The organism is Telluribacter sp. (assembly GCF_035998675.1).
In the GTDB taxonomy this organism is placed as follows: domain Bacteria; phylum Bacteroidota; class Bacteroidia; order Cytophagales; family Spirosomataceae; genus Telluribacter.
The window spans coordinates 579631-594636 of sequence record NZ_DASYHI010000024.1 but is presented as its reverse complement, the minus strand read 5'-3'; the positions used below and the strand labels follow the sequence as shown (position 1 = coordinate 594636).

Here is a 15006-nt window from a genome sequence, read left to right as displayed (position 1 = left end):
CATAAGCACCCGACATCAGATTGATGCCGGGTGCTTATGCTTTTTGATAATACTATTTACAGAATGCTCTTATAGGCGTCCTCCTCCACAAACGGCTGATTGCGCAGCCGCTTGTTGGTAGCTTTGAACAGCGCATTGGCTACGGCAGCACCAGTGGGTGGCAGGGCAGGCTCGCCCAGACCGGTCGGGGCAATGCCATTGTCTACAAAGAAGACCTCTATCTCGGGTATCTCATTCAGGCGAATCAGCTTATAGGTGTTGAAGTTTTCCTGCTCGGGCGCACCGTTTTTGAAGGTCATGTTGCCGTACATGGCGTGGCCCATACCATCCACAATACCGCCCATAATCTGCTGGCGGGCACCGCTTTGGTTGATAACTACTCCACAGTCAGCGGCGGCATAGATCTTCTTGACTACCGGCTTGCCCTTCTGCATAACTACTTCGCCGATTTGCGCCACGTAAGAACGGTGCGAGAAGTACAGGCTAAAGCCCTGCGAAACGCCCTTTTTCTTACCCCAGTCGGCTTTTTCAGCGGCAAGTTTGGTAACGGCTATCATCCGGTCAATGTCGTACTTCACCTCTCCGGCGGGTGACTTCTTGGCTTTTTCCAGCAGGTCGATCCGGAACTGAACGGGATCTTTACCAGCGGCCTGGGCTACTTCATCCAGGAACGACTGCTCCGCGAAGGCCAGGAAGTTGGTAATGGGCGCGCGCCAGGGACCCGTAGTGATGGGTGATTTGTGATCAAAAGAATCAATGAGCAGGTTATCCACGGCGGCGGCCGGGAAGTTGTCTTCGCGGGTCGGGTTACCGGCATTGATACCTACGCCGCGCAACTTATAACCGATCATGTTCCCCTGCGCATCCAGCGCCGCTTCAAAGCGGTACCGCACCGCCGGACGGTAGTTACCGCCGGTCATGTCGTCCTCGCGGGTCCAGATAACTTTTACCGGCGCTTTTACCAGGCTTGATACCTCTACGGCATCCATGACATAGTCAGCGGCCAGGCGGCGGCCGAAGCCTCCCCCCATACGGGTCATTTCTACGGTCACCTTTTCGGGCGGCATTCCCAAAAACTTGGCGGCTTCGTTACGGGCGCGCTCGGGTGTCTGGGTGGGGCCTACCAGCTCCGCACCATCCGGACGGACGTGCGCGAAGAAGTTCATCGGTTCCAGCGGGCTGTGCGGCAGGAACGGGCACTGGTATTCGCTCTTTACTACCTTAGCGGCTTTTTTGAAGGCAGCCTCCACGTCGCCATCCTTCCGGCGAACGGTGGCATTGGGGCTGTCCATTAATTCAGAGAAAATGCGGTTATGGTCAGAGCTACTTTCCAGATCTCCGTCTTTCTCGTATTCTACTTTCAGGGCCTCCCGGGCTTTTTTAACCTGCCAGGTCGACTTACCTACCACGGCCACGTTGTTCTTAAACTGTACTACGTCCACGATACCCGGCATGGCCTTGGCCGCCGCCGCATCCACGGACTTTATTTTCAATCCAAAAGCCTCGGGGCGCTGTACCATAGCAAACAGCATTCCTTCACGGTAGAAGTCAAGGCCGAACAGCGGCTCTCCGGTCAGGATAGGCTTGTTATCCACATTTTTAATGGACTGCCCAATTAGCTTATAATCTTTGGCGTCTTTCAGCTTTACATCTTTGGGAGCCGTGAGCCGCGAAGCATCCTGCGCCAGGTCGCCGTAGCTGAGCTTGCGGCCCGAACCTTTGTGAGTCACTACACCTTTGTCGGTAGTAAGCTCACTAGCCGGTACCTTCCAGCGGTTGGCGGCGGCTTCCACGAGCATCAGGCGGGCGGTAGCACCGGCCGTACGCAGGCGGTCCCACGAGTGCGGAATAGAGCCGCTGCCTCCGGCCACCTGCCGCTCAAATTTCTTGGTGTCCAGGGGCGCCTGCACGACCTTCACCCTGGTCCAGTCTACGTCAAGTTCCTCGGCTACGATGAGCGGAAAGGCGGTTTTGATACCCTGACCTACTTCGGGATTAGGAGAAAAGATAGTTATGGTACCGTCGGGAGCGATGGACAAAAAACTGTTGAATTCCAGGCTTCCGGCGGCTACAGCGGCTTCATCTACCACAGCAGCATTCGCAGTACCGGCACCCAGCCAGTTGAAGCCCAGCAACAGGCCACCACCAGCCGAGGCGGCCAGCTTCATAAAATCACGTCGGTTCGTATTGGGTAGTATAGACATGGCTATTTAGCAGTTTTGGTGGAGGCTACTTTCACGGCTTCGCGAATGCGGTGGTAGGTTCCACAGCGGCAGATATTCCCGGACATGGCCGCGTCAATTTCATCGTTATTTGGTTTGGCGTTACGCTTAAGCAACGCAGCAGCGGTCATGATCTGACCAGCCTGACAGTACCCGCACTGCGGTACATCCACTTCGTCCCATGCCTGTTGTACCGGGTGATTGCCTTCGGCAGAAAGCCCTTCGATGGTGGTCACTTTTGAGGTTCCGATTGCGGAAACAGGCATAACGCAGGAACGCGTCGCTTCGCCGTTGACGTGGACTGTACACGCTCCACACTGGGCTATGCCGCAGCCGTACTTGGTACCGACCAACCCCAGGTTGTCACGAAGGACCCACAGCAAGGGGGTATCGGGCTCCACGTCGGCCTGGTAGCTCCGACCATTGATTTGCAGCTTGTAAAGGGCCATTGGTTATAGGTGTTTTGGTTTTAATAGCTAAATTAAAAAGAATAATGTACTTAATCTATAAAAGACTGTAAGAAAACAATTTAGAAGTATTATTTTAGTCAACTATTGATTTATGACCCGTAGGTACCTGCATACTTTAACGAGAAGCCGGAAACAGCTTTTTTAGTTCCTCCAGACTGGGCTGACTTCCATACTGACACAATTCAAAGGCTTCGGCGTACTTGATTTTTTTGGCCCGCTCGGCACCGTAGAGCTCCGTAAGGCGGCTCCGGTAGCGGTCGGCTACGTCGGCATTGCGCTTCATCAGGGTACTTATAATATACTCCTGCCGCTCCTTATCGCCCGCCGGTACGTTGGGCAGGGTACGTCCCTGCCAGGAGTCTTTATCGGCAAACTGAGAAGGTATAGCCAGCAGACAGTTGCGCTTCTGGTCGGCTACCTCATCAATCCCTACCACGATGGTAGGTTCAAACGGATAAGGCTTCTGGAAACCATCGGAGTAGTACATGAATACGGGGTTCTTGGCGGTAGGAGGCGTATCAGGGGTAAAGAAAGCCGCGGCTACAATAACGGCCGCATCCTGCACCAGCACGCCGGTATAGCGGTGGTCGGCGTGGTAGTCGTAAGGACGGTGAAAAAGTACGATATCTGCCTGCCACTCCCGAATCAGGCGCGCCACGGTTTTGCGGTTCTCAAGCGTGGGCATCAGTTCGCCGTCGTGAATATCAAGTACTTCGGTTTCAATACCTAGTTCGCGAGCGCAGGCCTGTACTTCGGCGGTCCGCCGAAGCGCCAGCGGCGCACCCGCTTCCGCAAAGTGGCCAATGTCGCCGTTGGTCATGCTTACAAACTTTACTTTATGACCTTGCTTAGCCCACAGGGCCGCTACCCCCGCGGCTTTTAGTTCGCAGTCGTCGGGGTGGGCGCCAAAGGCAATAATACGCAGTGGCTTTTGGGTGGTTGACTGGGCCAGGGCTTCGCTACTAAAAGCAGACAGGGCCAGAAGAAGCAGAATATGGAGACGATTCATAGGGATAAAAACTGGTGTACTCGCTACTAAAAGCAGAAGGCACCCAGAAGTTACCCACCAGCGGGCGTATTTCGGCGGGCTTCGGGCTACTCTTCTCCTTCCCGTAGCCAGGTCAGTTTTTCCTTAGGTACTTCCTGCTCAATAGCCGCCGTAACGCGGGCTATCATACTGTCTACGTCCTCGTCGGGCGAGAAGTACATGGGGGGCTTAAACTCGACCGTAATGGTCGTATTCCGTTTTTTAAAGCGTAACCCTTTTTTATCAAAAGCGCGGCGAAAGCCATTAATCACAACGGGTACCACTACGGGCTGGTGCTCCTTGATAAGGTAGGCCGTCCCCTTCCGTATGGGTGCATAGGGCTTGGTGGTACCCTGCGGAAAACTCACTACCCAGCCGTGCCCCAGGCCCATCCCGATTTTGTCCTGAGCTGAATTGTCCAGGCCCCGCTGCACATTTTCGCCCTTGGCCCGCCACGAGCGGTCTACGGTAATGGCACCGCCCATACTGAACAGCCGGGGCAGAATTCCGCCTTCTTTCATTGTTTCGGAAGCGGCCACGTAGTAGCTGCGTGCCCGCGGCGAAAACAGGTAAAATGGCGGCGAAATGGTATCCTTATAGCCCCATTTAACCGCGCAAAAAATGTGATAAAAAGCGATTACATCGGCAAAATAGGTTTGGTGGTTGGAGAGGAAGAGTACCCCGTGGTCGGGGAGGTTGTGCAGGTGTTCGGTACCCCTGATCCGGATTTTGTTCACCGCCGTGAAGCGGTAGTAGGTAAACCACCCAATCAGCATAATCAGGAAGCGCTTCACGATCATCCAGTTACCAAAGGGATCTTTTTCAAAGATACCCAGGAAGTCTAACCTGGCTAACCAACGCGGTAAGGCACTGTATGTCGATTTTTCTGAAGGCATAGTGGGGTATTCTTCTACAATAATAAGAAAAGGACAACAGCTCCTTTACATTACTTTCAGGTTTGCAATTCAAAGGCCTATAAACCAGGTACTAGATGAGCCGGGTTGCCTATTTTTTATTTTTATCGGGAGAGGCATTAAACTCTTTCCGGCGGCCCGTGTCCAAAGGTCAGATTCCGCAGCAAAGACTATTTTTATAATGCCGTGCAGGGGATTCTTACTTTCAATTGTCATAGACCCGGAACAAACCTACTCAACACCGAACGATTTGCCTATGCCCACGTGTACGTTTTCAACTTCTATTTTTTTACCTTTTACCTACTACTATGAAAACGACCCGTTGGTTTTTTCTCACGTCCCTTGCTTGTTTGCTCTCCGTTAGTTTCGCATCGGCCCAGTGGTCGGTAGGTGTACGGGGTGGTGCCTATACGGGTACCGTTACCCAGCCCGAACTCATAACTTCCGTTACTCCCGACTTCCGGTGGTCGCCGGGTGCCAGCGCGGCGGTTTTTGCCGAATACCAATTCTCTGACTACCTAGCCCTACGGCCGGAAGTAACTTTTCAGCAGAAAGGTTTTCAGATGAAAGAAGGTACCAATATGAACATGGGCGGTATCCCGATTCCACTGGGCTTGCGCTCGGCGTACCGGGTCAATTACGTAGAAACGCCGGTACTTCTTAAACTATCTACCGGGGGTGAGGGAGCCAGGCTGTACGCCATTGCCGGTCCCAGCGTTGGATACGCGACCAGTGCCCGGCTGGTTACCCACCCGCAGGCCTTGCTTGAGTTCCGACCTATTCGTACCAATGTAAACCTGGATGCCATTAATTACCAGCGCTTTGAGTTTAGTGCCGTAGCCGGAGCGGGCCTTAGTGTAAAAGCCGGAGCCGGTGAACTAATGGCCGAAGCCCGCTACCAGCACGGCTTTACCCGCCTGGTAGATGTCCCCGTCGTACGTGCCAATGCCCGAAATCAGGGCGTGAGCGTATCGTTGGGTTATAAAATACCCTTTTAGCTATTCCTGTAACTCTCCTCCTGAAGGGGCTGCTCTACAGGCAGCCCCTTCTATTTTAACAGGCTAGCATGTCTCTGTCTTCGTCAAGGTGGCTACCCAGGTACTCTTTTCTTTTTACCTTGTGCAGCAGTAATAGCCTTGGCATACTTTTTTAATCTTGGTGAATGCAAAAGCAGAAAGTCAGAACACAAGTTTCACTCGTCCATTTTAAAAAGTAATAATATGAAGTATTCCCCGAAAGCCAGGTACCTGCTCTATGCACTGGCCCTGATTTTAGCTCAAAGCTGTGCCCGAAATCCCGTTACGGGCAAAAGAGAACTATCCTTAATGTCCACCGAACAGGAAATAGCCATTGGAAAAGAGAGTCATCCTTCCATAGTAGCTACGTTCGGTATTTACGAAGACCAGAAGCTTCAGAACTTTATCAAAACCAAAGGGATGGCCATGGCCAAGATCTCCCACCGGCCTGAGCTACCTTATCAGTTCCACGTAGTAGACTCTCCAGTAGTAAACGCGTTTGCGGTACCGGGCGGCTACGTGTACTTTACCCGGGGCATTATGGCCCACTTCAACAACGAAGCCGAGTTCGCGGGGGTACTTGGCCACGAAATCGGACATATAACCGCCCGCCACTCGGTTCGTCAGCAAAGTAGTCAGTTACTTAGCCAGATTGGTCTTATTGCGGGTCTGGTCATTGCTCCCGGTCTTGGTCAGCTTGCGGAGGCCGCCCAGCAGGGGCTGGGGCTACTAATGCTCAGCTACAGCCGTGCGCATGAATCTGAATCGGATAAATTGGGGGTGGAGTATTCCAGCAAAATTGGCTATGACGCCCACGAGATGGCTGATTTCTTTGGTACCTTAAAAGTACTCAGCGAGAAGAGCGGAAAGAGTATCCCTACTTTCCAGTCTACTCACCCCGATCCGGCCAACCGCGAGAAAAAGGTAAATCAAATGGCAACGGAGTGGCAAAAGGCGAATCCGGGTACCTATGTAGCTGACCGAAATGATTGGCTGCGTATGATCGACGGAATGATTTACGGAGATGACCCCAAGCAGGGATTTGTGGAGGATTTTGTATTCTATCATCCGGAGCTTAAATTTCAGTTTCCGGTTCCCCGCAACTGGATCTACGAGAACAGCCCTCAGCAGTTTCAGATGGCTCCCAAAGACGGTAAAGCCCTGATGGCTCTCATGCTGGCTCAGGGAAACTCGCTGGAAGAAGCCGCTCAGAATACCGTGAAACAGCTCAACCTGCAGGTCGTAGAGAACCAGTCAACTACCATCAATGGCTTTCCGGCTCTGGTAATGATCTCACGCCAGGCTCCTCAGCAGGGGCAACAACAGCAACAGCAGCAAGCTCAGAATGCCAACAATACGGCCCAAATCGCCACCTGGCTCATTCAGTACGGTGGTAATATCTATGCCCTGCATGGTATGTCATACCTGGCGCAGTTCAACAGCAATTTCCGGACTTTTGAGTCGGTCGCCAAGAATTTCAGAAGCCTGACGGACCCGGATAAGCTGAACCGTAAGCCCGACCGGATTCAGATCAAACCCGCTCCGAAAGATGGTACCCTACAGGAGATTTTACAAAGTCTTCAAACTCCGGCAAACAAGATGAATGAACTGGCTGTACTGAACGGTTTAAATCTTAAAGATCGGGTAACAAGAGGTACCCTGGTCAAAACGCTGAGTAAGTAATCAGAGTACTACTTACTTAAAAATAGGGCACTGCTACCGGCAGCGCCCTATTTTTATACCGAACCTTTAAAGGCAGATTTGCCGCGGTCCAGGAAATTGGTGAAGTTTTCTACACTCAAATCATAGTTGATGGGAGGTACCAGCAACTCACCCTCGTGGTTCACCAGGGTGTAGTGAGGCTGAGCGTTGTTGTTGTATTTCACGATTTGTAAGTCAGCATTCTGAGCGCCAATCGTCTTTTTTATCTTACCATCGTATTTCGAAGTATACCATTCCGACTCAGGTAGTTCGGTTTTATCATCTACGTACAGCGCCACTACTACGTAGTCCTCACGCAGGCGCTGTAGTACAGCCGGATCTGACCATACCCGGGCTTCCATTTCGCGGCAATTGACGCAACCATGTCCCGTAAAATCAACAAAAACGGGTTTATTTACTTTTTTGGCATAAGCCAGCGCCTGTTCATAATCAAAGAATCCTTCCAGCTCGTGCGGCAGTTCAAAAAGGTCGCCGTACTTAGGTACCTCCTCCATAGCGGAGGTCCGGATAAGACTGGCTCCTCCGCGGCGGTTGAGGTCAAAGTCATGCGTGGATTGCGGAGGCAGGTACCCGGCCAGTGATTTCAGGGGTGCGCCCCACATACCGGGCAGCATATACATGACAAAGGCGAACGTTACAATAGCCAGCAGTATACGCGGCACGCTCACCCGCTCTACCGGCGAATCGTGCGGGGTACGAATTTTGCCCAGCAGGTAAAAGCCCAGCATAGCAAATATGACGATCCAGAAGGCCAGAAATACCTCCCGGTCCAGCAAACGCCAATGGTACACCTGGTCGGCTATACTCAGGAACTTCAGCGCCAGGGCCAGCTCCAGAAAGCCCAGTACTACCTTAACCGTATTCAGCCAGCCTCCCGACTTCGGCAGACTCCTGAGCCACTGCGGAAACAGGGCAAACAGGGTGAAGGGAATAGCAAAAGCGGACGAAAACGCCACCATTCCTACAATAGGTTTTACCACTTCGCCCCCCGCTGACGCTACCAGCAGGCTACCAACAATAGGCCCGGTGCAGGAAAACGAAACCAGTACCAGCGTAAACGCCATAAAGAAAATACCCGCCATACCACCGCGGTCGGACTGAGCATCTACTTTATTAACAAAAGAGCTGGGTAGTACTATTTCAAATAGGCCCAAAAAGGAAAGTCCAAAAACAAAAAACACCGCAAAGAAAAGTACATTAGGCACCCAGTGGGTACTAAGGAAATTCGCAAAGGCCGGGCCGTTGATTCTTGAAACAATAGTACCGATGAGGGTATAAATGAGAATTATGGAAAAGCCGTAGATAAACGCCTTGCCCTTACCCCCCGCCTGCTTGGTAAAGAAGCTGACCGTCATGGGAATAATGGGAAAAACGCAGGGGGTAAGTAAAGCTACCAGCCCGGCCAGAAAAGCCGCCAGGGCAAAAGCCCAGAGGGAGGTACTGCCCATGGGAGTACTGTCAAGGGGCCGGTCAGTCCGGAAGTCCGGAGGCGAAGCAATACTCAGGCTGGAATCCTGGGTAGCTGAGGTCGCCACGGAGGCCGTCTCCACGGGGGCCGTCTCCACGGAGGCAGGAACCTCCTGGGTACCCGCTCCCCTGAGCGAAGTACTATCACCGGACGTTGCCACGGGAGCTACCGTCTCGGTGGCTGTCCCTGCGGGAGCTGGCCCCCTTACGGCTACTGCCGCTCCTGTTGATTTGTCAATGGCAGCGGGCGTGGCCCCCGAAGGAGTTACGGACGCTGCCGGAAGTACCTTCAGGCCCTGAAAAGCAAAGTCAGCATTGCCGGGAACGCACAGGCCGTTCACATTAGTACAGGTCAGATACTCAAGGTCGCCTTTTAGTTCGGGCTTATCCTGAAGAATCCGTACTGTTTGTCTGAACTCACCTTTCCCTTCAAAGTACGTTATGTCGCCCTGCCATATTTTATCAAATTTCTTCTTGGGCTTAATGGGCTTCACTTTTCCCACCAGCTCGTACGAAGGATGGGGCGTGAGGTTGAAAGTAGCCGGAATTGGGCCCAGGTCAGGATCAATATCAGAAGAGTACAGGTACCAGTCAGGATCAATGGTAGCCGTAAAAATCAGATCAACGGTTTCGCCCGCCCTGACTTCTGTTTTTGACAGAGCGTAGCTCCACCTGGCATGTTTCTGTACCTGGCCCAGGGTAAGGTGTGTGAGCAGCACACAGAAAATCAGCAGAGGGTATTTTATACTATTCATGCTACCTAATTTTAGATTGCAAAGAACGCAAAGTTTACGTAATCAACCTTACGCAGACTTTTAAGCGGAGGAGGTAAATTGTTTCTTTCTTTATTCAGAAACGTTTTTTTACAAAAAAAATTCGCCCCTGCGCGCAGGGGCGAAACAAACGGTCGTACACAGGAGATAAGCGTATATCGTTTGCTTAAAAAAACAGAGTCAATAGCTGAATAAAACCGGATTCAAAGCGCTGTCGGGAGTAGAACCAATGGGTCTGGCATCCAGCCAGGTGCGCCAGTCGGCGTCCTGGTACTTATTTTTGGGGCTGGTGATAATCTGATCCTTATCCATATAAATCATCGTCATTACCTTACGGGGGCTGTCGGACACGTTGGCACCGGCCCGGTGAAATAACCAACCGGCGTGGTAACTTACTTCACCCAGGTCAAAAGGCGTTTCGTTCAGTTGGAACTGCGTAAGCTGTGAAGCCATATAAGCCTCACTTTCATCACTGATCTCCAGATCACGACCAATATTTACATTTTGACTTTTTTCGGCAAAGGCCAGCGGTCCCATCGGAAGTGGAGTTTCCTGCAGCGGAATCCAAACGGTAACGGTTTTGGGAGTAGCCAGCGGCCAGTAAAACTGGTCGGCATGCCAGGGAGTAATGCCACCGGAAGGCTCCTTGTACAGGGCCTGGTCGTGGTAGAGCCTGACACCTTCTACTTCCATCAGGTCAGCGGCTATTTTGGCCAGGCGCTTTGAGAACACAAACTCTTTTGCCTCTTCATCCTCCCGCCACAGGTTCATGATCTGCAGGAAAGCCCGCTCGTAGGTAGTACGCTCCTCCATGGGCTTGGTAAGGGTATTGAGCCGGATCACCAGGTCGGTGATAAGGTTTCCGTAGTACTGGATAACCTCCGGACTCAGGACGTCTTTCAGCTTTACATAGCCAAATTCACGGTAAAATTCAACGGCTCCCGGCGGTAGTTTATAGGGAGCCTCCAATTCGTTGAGTAGTACCGACTTGCTGGTTTGCGTAATCATGGTATATCTTTTGTAAGGTTTAGGAATAGTCAGAGCTTTACCGTTCCGGACCTCGTCCTGGCTTAGTAAATTTCAGCTTTACAAAGATCTGCTGTCCTTTGTAAAAGAAAAGTATGTTATTTTTCCTGTTTATGTACTATATTAACATTATCAAATAGCATTACCTTTGTACTGCATCAATTATTTACACAATGAAGCCTTCTTTTGAAAAAATATCTATCGGGGAAGAGCGCTCTTTATTGGTAAAGAGGTTCGCGTGTTCTTATTTTGATGCGTTATACCATTTTCACCCCGAATACGAGCTTACCTATATTGTCCGAGGGCACGGCCAGCGGTTTGTGGGAGATAGCGTTGAGGATTTTAAGCCGGGAGACCTGATCCTGTTGGGACCCAATCTGGCGCACTTCTGGCGAAGCGATACCAGCTACTATAAAGTACCTAATCCGCCCGGTAGTGAAGCGGTGGTCGTTCATTTCTCTGAAAAGCTGGTGGATTCGGTCCTGAGTCTTATTCCGGAGTTTTCGGTGCAGAGTACTTTGTGGAGGCAGGCGCCGCAGGGTATTTCCTTTGCTTCCGACTCCAAGGACTTTCCTGCCATCGAAAACCTCCTACTCTCTCTCTGTACTACTACCAGCCCGGCCGGGCAGATTCTGGTATTTCTGCGCCTGCTTACTGAGCTGGCTACTTTTGCCAATGCCCGTACGCTTGCCAGCGACGGCTACGTTCCCCGCCTCAACGAAGCCGACACCGAACGGATGCGCCGGGTGCTGGACTTTACTTTACATAATTTCCGAGAGCCAATTGAGCTGTCAGACATCGCCAGGGAAGCCCATTTGAGCGAGGCGGCATTCTGTAGGTACTTCCGGCAGCGCACCCAGAAGTCGTACCTCTCCTACCTCAATGAGCTTCGGGTAGGCCACGCCCGGCAGCTTCTTATCTCCAGTGCCATGAGTGTGGGGCAGGTAGCACTGGACTCCGGCTTTCAGAATCTATCGCACTTCCACCGGCTTTTCAGAAGGTACTCGGGTTATAGTCCGCTTCGGTACCGCCAGATTTATCAGATGGGCGCCAAAGCTTCGCCATCGGCCTCATAAAACTTAATACTTTTTTCGCGCAGGAAATTCTTGATTATATCAACGTGTACGCACTGGCCCACGTTCATAAACGGGTAGTTGGATACCCGGCGGCGTACCCCATCCGTTATTACCTCCCGGTTGATCTGGTCAAAGCCCAGGTGCAGGTGCCGGGTAGCGCTTTGCATGCCGTAGATTACCCCGGTCCGGTCAAATAAGGGACCGCCGCTTTGCCCGCGCAAACCGGGGGTACTCATTTCGATACCCGTAATACCATTGGATTCGCCAATGTGCCGCGTCACAATGCCATCCACCGGAAAACTCGGCGTATTTACCCGCCCTTCGTTAATCCACTCAATATCATCAACGGCCTGATTGAAGCGGTAGTTCGTAAACTCGGGAAAGGGGTACCCTAACCGACACAGGTACTTGCCCTGTTTTACCTGGCGGCCGTCGCGCAGGAAGTAACCGTGGCCCTGGTAATGCTTCGCCTCAAAGTCTTTGAACTGTATAATGGCCAGGTCCTGAGTTGGGTGCAGGTGTATGGTAAAGCTCTTAAAGCCCGAAACGCCGTTAATAAAGTTGGAACGGAGCCGAATGGGGGTCTCGCTGGTAATACGAAACTGGTCTTCCAGCCGCTTTCGGTGCAGGTCGTACGTGCGCTCCCGTTCAAAGCGGCGGAGTTCAGATTTGAATTTTAAATAGTTGGAATAAATAGCATCGGCCTGCAGCAGTTGCTCCGCCACATGCCGGCAGGTAACGGCACAGCCTTCTTCGTTTACAAAAAACAAAGTAGCGGTACCCGGTATAATATCTGAACCACCGTAGTAGCGGGCAATAAAATGTATAGGACGTGTGAATTGATCAACTTTTTCAATAGCCGTTACAAACATGACCGAGGTCTAAAATGAAGTAGGGCACAAAAAAACCGATTCAGAAGTACTATTCCAAATCGGTGCGACAAGTGTACGGATAATCCTGATTGCCTCAGTAGTTTGGGGTGATAGGTACTATGGCCTCCGTCTGATCCCAGCGGAGAACCATGTGGACTCCCCGGGGCTGGTCTTCAAAATAAACAGTGAACAGTTCCGCTACTTCGGGGCGTATCCTGATGTTCACCTCCTGCCGCATCAGATCCTGCCCGTCGTTGTAGTCGGTACCCCACTGCCCGGTTTCCTTGTTAAGTACTACTTTCCATTTGGCCGGCCCGGGTATGGTCCAGAGGGAGTAAGTACCGGCTTTGACTAGTTCTCCGGCTACGGTTACATCGCGGTTAAACTGAATAATGGTAGCCTCATTGGCCCCGGCTCGCCATACCTTGTCGTAAGGTACTAAGGCGTTGTCCTGCTCACGGCCAAATATCAATCGGCTCTTTTTGGCCGGGCGACTGTAGTTAACCCTTATTTGAAGGCCATTCTGCTCATATTCAGCCACCGCTTCCGGGCTGAACGACTTCGTGTAACTACGAAAAGAAATAAAAGCAATCACCACCCCCACTATGATTCCAAGTAGCAGAAGTTTTTTCATAGAGGTTATTCAGGGCAGATAATTTTATAAAAAGTATAACTAACCGAAAAACCTACGTAATAGTACATGTCTTTCCGGGAAGGATCACCCTGGTCAAGTTTGTTTGTTGACAGGATTTCGCCCCCTAAGTTATCAAGATAATCGGTAAAAGTTTTACGGGTACCTATTTCTAAGCCCACATTCCAGGGTCGCTTGATCTGGTACTTGACACCTACCCCAAAAGGAAGCACCCAGCCTTTGGTACTATAATTACCTGCATTAGGATTGGGCTTGAAGCCCATATAGCCAAGCCCCCCAAAAACGTAGGGAGTCCAGTTAAGAGCGGAACGGCGGTTGGCGTAGTCCAGGAAATTATACTCAGTCACCAGACTGGCTTCGGTTATGCGGGTACGAAAAGAAAGATTACGGGCCTGCTGAAAAGCTTCTTTAGCATACTGGTCATCGGCGGTTATTCCACCATACAACCCCTCGGCCCGGAACGTAACCGAACGGCTTATATTATACCGGAAGAAAAGACTGCCCCCGGGCCGAAAAAACCGGAAGTTAAAATTTGGAGCGATATCACCTTTATAGTTTAGTCCTCCTACACTGGCCCCTATCTCAATTTTCTGGGCGGTAGCCGCTCCTACCCACAGGCACATAAAACCAATACCTACGGCTATCAGGTATAGCCGTAGGTATTGAATATCTGCTAACTTATTGATTACTCGCAAAATAGACAAGAATTTATTTTATTGGTGGACATTTGATGGTACTACCCAGGATGTAGTTAATATGGATGGTACCTAGCAAATAGCTATCCTTTATTGCGGGGTTCCCCCGCACAGAACCGGGCTCTCCGTAGGGAGTCTGCTGAATGGCTACGAATGGATCGTTGGTTTCGATGTTATAGGGTTCGGCCGCCAGAAATCTGCGAAGACCCTCCGTACGATCTTTTCCCTTTCGAGCCGTCGTTGGCTCAGCCGACCGATTGGCCATAGCACGGGCTATATCATCTTTTAACACATTAGGGTCCGCATACCTATCACTTACATCGTCCAGGTAGTCGGTAGTCGTAAGCCGGAAGCCCACTTCTGCTGATACATCCCACTTGGGATGAAGCTTATAGCGCACCCCAAAGCCCAAAGGAATAGCCAGTTGAACCAAAGAATACGGCTTATCAGAGCCAGGATTGCCCTGCCCCTCGGTACCTAAGGGTTGCAGTCTAACCCAGCGTCCACCGTCAATCTCAGGGGTACGTGCCATTGGATTATGAGCAACGGCCGCCAGACCTGCAAATACGTACGGGCTTAACTGGGGACGGCGGTCAGCCGTACGGCCATCGGGAACCAATTTGTAAATTCCAATGGCCGCGAATTCTTTCAGGTCGTTTCTGAAATGAAGATTTCGTGCAAACTTTTGGGTTCCTAGTTTCGCTCCTGAGTTATTCAGGGTATAGTCATCCCCCACAATACGAGCCCAGGTAAATGAAGCCCGGGCTGCAAAACGTGGTGTAAAGTGGCGGGTATAGTTACCGGTTGCGTGGTAGCGGATGAGTTCAAAAGTAGAAGACAAAGGGGTAGTATAACCCGCTAAATCTCCGTAGTAGCTTGAAGTACCTACTCCCAGGCCTACAGTCGAGTAAGGCAAAAAGGTTCCACGTCGAACCTGAGCCTGCGCAGTGGTAATCGTCAATAGCAGGAGAAACCCTACTCCGACCACTCCTGCTGAGCCAGCCAATCGGCTTTTAACGAAAATATTATTCATACGATAAAAGTATTTTTGGCAAAATTAGTTTAGTTGTTGGT

The 15006-nt window shown here is 51.3% G+C and carries 13 protein-coding genes; 3 read left to right on the top strand and 10 right to left on the bottom strand.

Going from position 1 to position 15006, the window contains the following annotated elements:
• Positions 1–56 precede the first annotated feature (56 nt).
• The 4 genes from VGN67_RS24355 to VGN67_RS24340 all read right to left on the bottom strand — a co-directional run bounded on the left by VGN67_RS24355 (position 57) and on the right by VGN67_RS24340 (position 4615).
• The gene (locus VGN67_RS24355; RefSeq protein ID WP_327490173.1) at positions 57–2204 is read right to left on the bottom strand and encodes a xanthine dehydrogenase family protein molybdopterin-binding subunit; all 2148 of its coding nucleotides are present in this window, start codon (positions 2202–2204) and stop codon (positions 57–59) included.
• Between the two features lie 2 nt (positions 2205–2206).
• On the bottom strand, positions 2207–2671 hold the full coding sequence (locus VGN67_RS24350; protein WP_327490171.1) for a (2Fe-2S)-binding protein: 465 nt from the start codon (positions 2669–2671) through the stop codon (positions 2207–2209).
• A gap of 136 nt (positions 2672–2807) precedes the next feature.
• Positions 2808–3701: a PIG-L deacetylase family protein gene (locus tag VGN67_RS24345; RefSeq protein ID WP_327490169.1), complete on the bottom strand. Its 894-nt coding sequence runs from the start codon at positions 3699–3701 to the stop codon at positions 2808–2810.
• An 86-nt stretch (positions 3702–3787) separates the two neighbouring features.
• Positions 3788–4615 (bottom strand): lysophospholipid acyltransferase family protein, encoded by an 828-nt coding sequence (locus VGN67_RS24340; RefSeq protein ID WP_327490167.1) that lies wholly within the window; start codon positions 4613–4615, stop codon positions 3788–3790.
• Positions 4616–4941: 326 nt separating this feature from the next.
• On the opposite strand from VGN67_RS24340, the gene VGN67_RS24335 reads away from it, so the two are divergent.
• Together VGN67_RS24335 and VGN67_RS24330 are read left to right on the top strand one after the other, a co-directional pair.
• Positions 4942–5631 (top strand): porin family protein, encoded by a 690-nt coding sequence (locus tag VGN67_RS24335; RefSeq protein WP_327490165.1) that lies wholly within the window; start codon positions 4942–4944, stop codon positions 5629–5631.
• A gap of 222 nt (positions 5632–5853) precedes the next feature.
• Positions 5854–7332 carry a M48 family metalloprotease gene (locus VGN67_RS24330; RefSeq protein ID WP_327490163.1) on the top strand — a complete coding sequence of 493 codons (1479 nt, stop codon included), beginning with the start codon at positions 5854–5856 and terminating at the stop codon, positions 7330–7332.
• 53 nt (positions 7333–7385) lie between these two features.
• Here the strand turns inward: VGN67_RS24330 and VGN67_RS24325 are convergent, their stop codons facing one another.
• Complete coding sequence (locus VGN67_RS24325) at positions 7386–9593, bottom strand: cytochrome c biogenesis protein CcdA (protein ID WP_327490161.1); 2208 nt, start codon at positions 9591–9593, stop codon at positions 7386–7388.
• A gap of 198 nt (positions 9594–9791) precedes the next feature.
• Complete coding sequence (locus tag VGN67_RS24320; protein ID WP_327490159.1) at positions 9792–10619, bottom strand: phytanoyl-CoA dioxygenase family protein; 828 nt, start codon at positions 10617–10619, stop codon at positions 9792–9794.
• A gap of 191 nt (positions 10620–10810) precedes the next feature.
• On the opposite strand from VGN67_RS24320, the gene VGN67_RS24315 reads away from it, so the two are divergent.
• Positions 10811–11713, top strand: coding sequence for an AraC family transcriptional regulator (locus tag VGN67_RS24315; protein WP_327490156.1), 903 nt, complete (start codon positions 10811–10813; stop codon positions 11711–11713).
• Here VGN67_RS24315 and VGN67_RS24310 read toward each other — a convergent pair.
• The 4 genes from VGN67_RS24310 to VGN67_RS24295 form a co-directional block, all read right to left on the bottom strand.
• The gene (locus tag VGN67_RS24310; protein ID WP_327490154.1) at positions 11677–12585 is read right to left on the bottom strand and encodes a trypsin-like peptidase domain-containing protein; all 909 of its coding nucleotides are present in this window, start codon (positions 12583–12585) and stop codon (positions 11677–11679) included. The genes VGN67_RS24315 and VGN67_RS24310 overlap by 37 nt on opposite strands.
• 94 nt (positions 12586–12679) lie before the next feature.
• On the bottom strand, positions 12680–13219 hold the full coding sequence (locus VGN67_RS24305) for a DUF2911 domain-containing protein (RefSeq protein WP_327490152.1): 540 nt from the start codon (positions 13217–13219) through the stop codon (positions 12680–12682).
• 5 nt (positions 13220–13224) lie between these two features.
• Positions 13225–13941 carry a DUF6089 family protein gene (locus tag VGN67_RS24300; RefSeq protein WP_327490150.1) on the bottom strand — a complete coding sequence of 239 codons (717 nt, stop codon included), beginning with the start codon at positions 13939–13941 and terminating at the stop codon, positions 13225–13227.
• Positions 13942–13945: 4 nt separating this feature from the next.
• Positions 13946–14965, bottom strand: a complete 1020-nt coding sequence (locus VGN67_RS24295) for a DUF6089 family protein (protein ID WP_327490148.1) — start codon at positions 14963–14965, stop codon at positions 13946–13948.
• Between the last annotated feature and the right edge of the window lie 41 nt (positions 14966–15006).